The sequence below is a fragment of the uncultured Dokdonia sp. genome (assembly GCF_937910895.1).
In the GTDB taxonomy this organism is placed as follows: Bacteria; Bacteroidota; Bacteroidia; order Flavobacteriales; family Flavobacteriaceae; genus Dokdonia.
On record NZ_CALEMI010000063.1, the window covers coordinates 1 to 7,395 of the forward strand.

A 7,395-nucleotide genomic window follows, 5' to 3' on the forward strand; every position below is an offset into this window, starting at 1 on the left:
TTCAAATTCATTCCTAGAGCAGCTTAGAAAAACTTATATTTAGAAAAATATTGGCAGTTTTGAGACAGACTGCCGTTGTAGTGCATATGCACAGAAAACAAAATTTAGATTAAGATGAGCTTAAACACATTTAAAAAAACTTTGGACTTGGGTGTTGCTAAATATATGGGAGAACAAGATGGCTTCACCAAATTTGTTGGTGGAGTTTTAAGTGCCTTCTCTAATAGACAATCAAGTGATGTAGACGAAGGACATCATACAAGAAATTTTGACTGGGATGGCTATTCCATTTTGACTCCTTGCGATTGTGAACTTGCTGCCAATGAATGGTTGGTCAATTCTGGCCAACATCAGAAGCACATGCTTGGTAGCAGCGAAAGCTATGCAACAATGTTTGCCCTTAAATGTGGGCTGAACACAATCTTTGGAAACGGTGGCAATCTGTACGTTTATCGGCATGACGTTAGACAGCATTTTTCTAAAGATGATTTCCCATTCGACATTGAGAATTTAAAAATCTCAAAAGAAGGTTACGAAATCATATCATTAAGTAAAAAGAATGATTTATCTATCATCATGTTGAAAAGAAATAATCCTAGTGAAGATTTTCAGCCATCCAAAATTACTATTGATAAAAATGCACTCACAAACCAAGGATATTCATCTTGGAAATTAAACCTCTTGGAGAATATATCACCAAGTGTTTCGTATGTAGCTCTGTATTCAGTGGCGGATAATGACTCTTTAAGCGAAGAGAAAGATTTGATTTTGATAGATTACAAAGCGGATAACATTGTCGAATATGGTAAGATTGCAGGACTTCAGGATTTTTCTAAACATCCAAGTAGTGAGAAGATAGCTGTATTAGGAAAGGATTTAACAGTACGTTCGTTGAAAGATTTTACCATTGTTACCTCCACTGAACTACCAATTGCTAGAAATAAGTATGACCGAGGTGTAATTTCTTTTAGCTCATGTGGACTATATATAGCAATATCGTATGCAGTGAATGGAGAAATAGAAGTGCGAAGTGCGGATGATTTGAAGATATTAAAAACATTTGAGGGCTATGGAATTCCTCAATCAGATATTGCATGGGATACCACTGGCAGATACCTTGCCTGCCGATTTATGAACCGTGAGAGATTTGGCTATAAACTCCTTGTTTGGGATTTTAAAGAAAGTAAAGAGGTTCTTAATACAGCTTCTAGTGAAGTGGAATTCATTGATGCAGCATTTAAGTGGCATCCAAGTTCAACAAAATTAGCTTGCTTAGTGGACAAGAAAAGAATTCAGATTTTCGAATTAGAATAATGAAAGTTAAATGAATTAATACGCACTACAATCGAGTAGACGGGTGACGGTCAGATAACCGCCACTGCGCCTCTCACACCACCGTACATACGGGTCTCGTATACGGCGGTTCGATAATTATACTTCTCGTTTGTAATAATCGATTAAACTAATATACCCTCTCATCTTTAACCGTTTTATGGTAATGGTCGTTCCTAAAATAGGGCTTTGGGCGACTGCCTTGCAATCTCTATGACACTTCTAAAATAAAGCATCCCTTATAAGGGAAGTTGCTCAATGCGTGTTCTTTATATAATTCTAAATTAGTATAGTTTTGTTCTTTCAAACGCTAAAGAATGAAAAGAGTTTCCTACGATACATCCATTAAACATAGTAAGCGTCACGGACTTTTATAAGACATACTCACTAAAGAACAAACAGCTCTGATTCCAAACTCTAATATTTCACGATGGAAACATGAATTTGCCAACAAATACGAATACTGCGAGATCAATGAAATTATCACCCAAGAAGTAGATCTTATTAAAAGATTAAATCAATCTTCTAACATCAAGAAAAACACCTATAAAGTATATTTCTATAATCAATCAAGTTTTAAAAACATTAAAAGCAAAGTTGATAAAACAACTTAGCTTCTAATTTAAATTCTAGCTTTCAAAGACTATTTACAACTATCTCATTTTGTGACAAATCCCATAAATGGGACACATTACTGTAAAATAACCATAGAGGTTGCATGCCTGTTCTATCTCTGTATCATCCTTAGAATGTGGCTTATAATAATAAACACTCTTACTCATATTTAACACACGGCACGCCCTACTGATAACGTAATGAATAAGTTCCTTAGTGATAACTCGTTTGCCGAAAGGGCTTTAGAGCTTTTTTTCGATGATCTCCTTTGCCATTTGATGGTCAAGAGCCAATGTAGCGTACATCTGTTTGAGCTTACGATTCTCTTCTTCAAGCTCCTTGAGCCTTTTTAACTCCTTGGAATTCATCCCTGCGTACTTAGAACGCCACTTATAAAAAGCAGCAGAACTAACCCCGTGTTCTCGGCTAATTTGATCAACACTCTTACCGTTGTCAAATTCCTTTAAAATACTTGCAATCTGTTGCGGTGAAAATTTACTCTTTCTCATAATACTGTTTAAAATTAAGATTATTATTCTACTTTTAAGCAGTTCGGTTTTAAGGGAAGCTTACAGAAGTAGCTACTAGATTCCAAACTTTCGCCAATTCTGGTTTTGGAATATAATTACCTTGATTATTTCGTAAATAGTCATAAGTTTCGATAAAAGCATCATTAATTGAATGATGAGCTTGTGCAATATTTTCATTCTTTTTTGATGCCTGACCTGTAAAATATAAACCTGCATCTTTAAACATAGACCATAGGATTTTAATGTCGAATATAGTCGCCATATATACTTATTCGTTATTTTTAGATTTTCACTAGCGGTTTGTGTATTACTCTATCAAAATAAAAAAAATGCAAAGTCTTACATTAAGAAATTCATTCACATATAAACTATACACAACTTAAGTAGCTGTATTTTATTTTAATAGACTTATTTCTGAACCTGTTAGTAATTCTATTGTTTTTTTAGCAGTTTCTATTGAAATTATACCACTTAATGCCAAATCTATAAATTTAGCTTTAATTAATTCGAACCAATTTTTTTTATTTACTCGTTCTGTTAATTCTCGTAATTCATCTATTTCATCAAAGATGATCTGTTGACCATAGCCTTGTTTTATAAGCATTTCCTTTAATTCAAAAAGTTGCTCTTTTATTTCATCACGACTTTTGTATGAAAAATAGTCTGAAACAGATTTAGTCTCACTTTCATAGATATACCATAAAAACAGGTCTTTAAGTGGGTTTAAAAAGTAGTTATTGAAATTTATTTGATATTCGTAATAATTCTTTCCTTTATTATACCAATCTCTTGATAACTCTATATAGTGCGGTGTTAATTTTCTTTCTTGATTAAATTTAAAAAGAATTAAGAAATAAGCAAATGCTCCCTGCATATCAGGTGTAAATAATTCTTGTGTTATTTTTTCCTTATCTAAGCTTCTAAAATTATTATTTTCGGTTGTTAATTTCAACTTAATATCAGAATAATCACTTTCTATTCTTTTAAGTATTTGGTTAGAAATATCTTGATGCATTAAGAAGTTTATAAGTTGTGTCAATTTATCTTTTACATTGGAAAATTCGCAATATTCGACATCAGAAATATAACCTATGAATTTATCTTCTATTTCATTTAATGTTAACTGTCTCATGTGATTATGCTTTGCTAGTAACAAGATTTATTTAATTTTATTACGATATTTTTCGGTAATACCTGAATCATCAAATTCTCGTTTTACCTCATAATAATCATCGTTGGTCAATGTTAGAACTACTCTTGCTATTCCTACTTGAGCTTTATAATAATCATCTATATCGAAATCTAATCCATAGAACTCTTTTGCGGATTCTAGCTCAAATTTGTAGATAATATCTTTTACTCTTTCATATCCCAATACTAAATCAGCTAACTTTAAATTGTATTTTTTCATTTCATTAAATAACTTCCTTGTTAAGTCTTCATTTTTAAGCCTGTTAGGGAAAGTGAAATCTAAAAATGCAGATAAATTGTCTAAATTGAATTCAAGATTTTCATTAAATTTTCCTTTTTTCTTTGCATCTTCAATTATCAGATTAGTCTTTTTTTCAATTGATTTTTTCAATTCTTCAAATTGTTCATCCGCTTCTTCTAGTTTAGCACTTAATCTGAAAAAGTTTCTTTGAAATTCTTTAGGTATTTGGTCTTTTGTCTTATAGGAAAGTTTATGCTCAATTTCAGCCCAAGCATGCATTAATACTGTTCTAATTTGTATTTCAGATTTTAAGTCTCCTAAATCTCTATAATTAGGAGTTTTAGTCCATTCATTTTTGACCTTAACAATCAAATGAACTGACCGATATCCAAACTCATTAATATTATAATCAGACTGTTTGTTTTCACTAGAAAAAACATCAAATTCTTGCTCTAGCTGTTTTTGAACTTTATTGACATCACTTGGATAGTAGCAAATAATTCTAATTCCGCAGATATCTTCAAGTTGTTCAATCGGAGTATCATACTTTTTTCTTTTTATTTTTTCTTCAATTGATTCTTTTGATTTTATGCGGTAGTTAATTGCGAGAAATGGAATTTTTTCTTCATTAACAAGAATTTCTATTGCTTGGCATAGATTAATTCCTAATTTTTCATATTTAGGTATTAATTCTAAAATCTTAAGTTTAGCAGAAAAATTCTTTGAGTTCATTATTAATTGTATTCAATTTGTTTTTAACGTTTCATTGCTTGAATAAATTATAAAATTAATGTATTTAATTTGATTTACAGACGAGTTAGTGCATCATAAAAATCTATTGAAGCAACATGCTGATATTATTGTGACTTCTGTAGAAGATATGGCACAGTTTTCAGATGTCACCATTAGAAAGGCATGTAAATTCTATGGTATTTCTAAAGACTGGTACTATGCTCAGAAAAGAAAGATAATGTGTTCAACAAGTCTATTTAAAAAATGTTATCGTCAATACCCTAATCAACTAACACTAAAAGAAGTTACTGATATCGAGTTTCTGGTTAAAGATTCTGAAAACTCTAGAAAACCAATAACAACAATCTACTATGATGCCATACGTAAAAATCTTATTGGGTGTGGGATTACTACGTTTAGAAAATATGCCAATGCGCTAGGATATGTAAAACAAAAACCTATACGAGCTAAAGCGAAAAAAGGTTTTAAAACATCCTATGTATTTGAATGGTTACATATTGATATTACTAATGTAGAAACCATCAAAGATGGAGTACAAAAAGTAGCTTTTGTAAAAGATAACTTCTCATCAGGATTACTGCATTACAAATCAATTTCAGCAAAAGCAGGAAGTCTGTTTATTAAAGAACTTCTTAAAGAAACCTTTGAAAAATACAATCTCTATAATCATACAAAAGATATCTATATCCTTTCAGATGGTGGTTCTGAAAATAAAGGAGAAGTACTCTCTTGGGTAAAACATATTAATGCACCTCCAGTAGTTAAAAAAATAATAGCAATGACAGATGAGTTTCCATTCTCCAATGCTATGTCTGAAATTACCCATAGTATCTACAAATCTGAATTTATGGGAGGTAAACATTCTGAAGACCAAGCTTCACATTTAACAAGTCTTGATACTTTTATGGAATATTACAATCATCACAGGTATCCTTGTCGACTTTATGGCAAAACGCCTATAGAAATCATTAAAGGACAAGACATCGATAAATCCATGTTTTCTGAAATACTTAAACAAGCCAAAGTAAACAGATTGGATGCCAACAGGAGTTTTAATGAATGTAGTGCCAAGATCGGATGTAATAGATAATAGTTATCCAAGTCTAAGTTCTTAAAAAGTAATTTTTAATAAACCTGATTTAAAATCAATTTTCAATATGCCAATGAACTTCAAAAAAAGAGAAAGACAGCTTTATAAAAACTGTCTTAACTCTAAGGTATTCTATTTCAATCGCGTTCCATCTTTGGAACACTTTTATCGCGTTTCTAACGATTAGTGCCCTATAGTTAAATCGAACTCACGTTAATTAATAATTTTTTTGTATTTTTTATATAATTTACTATCTTGCAGTATGTTATTAACTTTTTAAAAGAATAAAAAATGTCAAAAGAAGAATTTAAAAACGAACAAGATCCTGTTCTAAGAGAACATTATAGATTAGAAAGAATTAAACAACAAGAACGTGAAAAACGACTAAGAGAAGAAGAAGACCGAAGTGATAGGCGTCGTAATTAAATATTAAAGTAAATTAAAATGATCCTAATTTGGATCATTTTAATTTACTTTAATATTTGTAAACTCATCTACAAATAATTTAATCCTAAAAGAAAGATGCTAAAAGCGATAATCAAATTTACTAATCAACATCATTAACAAATTCTATCGGTTTAAATATAAATTCTCCAATTTTAGGGTCTTCAATAATGCACTGCTATCTCTACGACAGTTTTGAAATAAAGCATCCCTTATAAGGGAAGTTATTCAAAGTGTGGTCTTTGTATAATTCTAAATTATCATAGTTTTGTTCTTTCAAACGCTATAGAATGAAAAGAGTTTCCTACGATACATCGATTAAACATATTACTCGTCACGGACTTTTACAAGACATACTCACTAAAGAACAAATAGCTCTGATTCCAAGTTCTAATATCTCTCGTTGGAAACACGAATCTGATAATAAATATACGCATAGTGAGATCAATGAAATTCTTAAACAAGAAGTTGATCTAATTAGGAGGTTGAACCAATCATCTAACATCAAAAAGATTAATCAAAGCTATTTTAAATTGGCAGACACCTTCCATGAAATCATCTCAAAAGTTAAAGGTGTAAAGTCACTTATCAAGAATCGAAAGGAATTGGTAATTAATACTATTGAGACAATAAAAAATATTGTTCCTATTGATACCGCTCTCAAAATCTTTAATATCTCTAGAAGTACTTTTGAAAATTATAAATCTATAGTCATTCATAAATGTGAGTCTGCATATTTTCACTGGTGTAGTAGGCGTTTTCCAAATCAATTATTACCAAAAGAGATAACTACGATTAAAAGTTATATGGAGAATGAAAATTACAAACATTGGTCAAAAGCTTCAATATATCTTATAGCTTTACGAGATAGAAATCTACACTGTTGCATGTCTACTTTTTATAAATACTGTCGATTGCTTGGGTTTAAAAATAAACCGAGACATAAAAAATCTCAAAACTATAATCCAGTCAAGACTTCAAAACCTAATGAACTTTGGTGTGCAGATGTGACTATTTTTAAAATAGCAGATAACGTAAAACACTGTATTCATTTTCTTATCGATCATTACTCAAAAATGATTCTAGGATATGATATAGAAAAGAGTTCATCTGCAATTGCTATCAAATCTTTAATCCAAAAAGCGTGCATAGCACACCAACCCTCAACATTGCAGTTTCTTACCGATGGTGGAAGTGAG

The 7,395-nt window shown here is 30.9% G+C and carries 7 protein-coding genes and 1 pseudogene; 4 read left to right on the forward strand and 4 right to left on the reverse strand.

Annotated features, from left to right (window positions below; all coding sequences use genetic code 11):
• Positions 1–114 precede the first annotated feature (114 nt).
• A complete protein-coding gene (locus Q0505_RS07765) occupies positions 115–1,314 on the forward strand; it encodes a hypothetical protein (RefSeq protein WP_299210968.1) in 1,200 nt (399 codons plus the stop codon).
• Positions 1,315–2,051: 737 nt separating this feature from the next.
• On the opposite strand, the pseudogene Q0505_RS07770 reads toward Q0505_RS07765, so the two are convergent.
• The 4 genes and pseudogenes from Q0505_RS07770 to Q0505_RS07785 all read right to left on the reverse strand — a co-directional run.
• Positions 2,052–2,456 (reverse strand): annotated as a pseudogene (locus Q0505_RS07770) (transposase); the annotation flags it as partial.
• 49 nt (positions 2,457–2,505) lie between these two features.
• Complete coding sequence (locus Q0505_RS07775; protein ID WP_299210971.1) at positions 2,506–2,739, reverse strand: hypothetical protein; 234 nt, start codon at positions 2,737–2,739, stop codon at positions 2,506–2,508.
• Positions 2,740–2,871: 132 nt separating this feature from the next.
• The gene (locus tag Q0505_RS07780) at positions 2,872–3,609 is read right to left on the reverse strand and encodes a hypothetical protein (protein ID WP_299210974.1); all 738 of its coding nucleotides are present in this window, start codon (positions 3,607–3,609) and stop codon (positions 2,872–2,874) included.
• Between the two features lie 27 nt (positions 3,610–3,636).
• Positions 3,637–4,641, reverse strand: coding sequence for a hypothetical protein (locus Q0505_RS07785; protein WP_299210977.1), 1,005 nt, complete (start codon positions 4,639–4,641; stop codon positions 3,637–3,639).
• Positions 4,642–4,747: 106 nt separating this feature from the next.
• On the opposite strand from Q0505_RS07785, the gene Q0505_RS07790 reads away from it, so the two are divergent.
• The 3 genes from Q0505_RS07790 to Q0505_RS07800 form a co-directional block, all read left to right on the forward strand.
• Entirely contained in the window at positions 4,748–5,752 is a 1,005-nt protein-coding gene (locus Q0505_RS07790; protein ID WP_299210978.1) for a hypothetical protein, read from the forward strand.
• Between the two features lie 291 nt (positions 5,753–6,043).
• Positions 6,044–6,178 carry a hypothetical protein gene (locus Q0505_RS07795; protein ID WP_299210980.1) on the forward strand — a complete coding sequence of 45 codons (135 nt, stop codon included), beginning with the start codon at positions 6,044–6,046 and terminating at the stop codon, positions 6,176–6,178.
• Between the two features lie 308 nt (positions 6,179–6,486).
• A partial coding sequence (locus Q0505_RS07800; protein WP_299210983.1) for a DDE-type integrase/transposase/recombinase occupies positions 6,487–7,395 on the forward strand: 909 nt, incomplete at its 3' end.

What these genes read in the sequence shown, in the direction of transcription:
- Q0505_RS07785 (WP_299210977.1), bottom strand. Translation starts at nt 4,641, where the DNA reads ATGAACTCAAAGAATTTTTCTGCTAAACTTAAGATTTTAGAATTAATA.
- Q0505_RS07795 (WP_299210980.1), top strand. Translation starts at nt 6,044, where the DNA reads ATGTCAAAAGAAGAATTTAAAAACGAACAAGATCCTGTTCTAAGAGAA.
- Q0505_RS07780 (WP_299210974.1), bottom strand. Translation starts at nt 3,609, where the DNA reads ATGAGACAGTTAACATTAAATGAAATAGAAGATAAATTCATAGGTTAT.
- Q0505_RS07775 (WP_299210971.1), bottom strand. Translation starts at nt 2,739, where the DNA reads ATGGCGACTATATTCGACATTAAAATCCTATGGTCTATGTTTAAAGAT.
- Q0505_RS07765 (WP_299210968.1), top strand. Translation starts at nt 115, where the DNA reads ATGAGCTTAAACACATTTAAAAAAACTTTGGACTTGGGTGTTGCTAAA.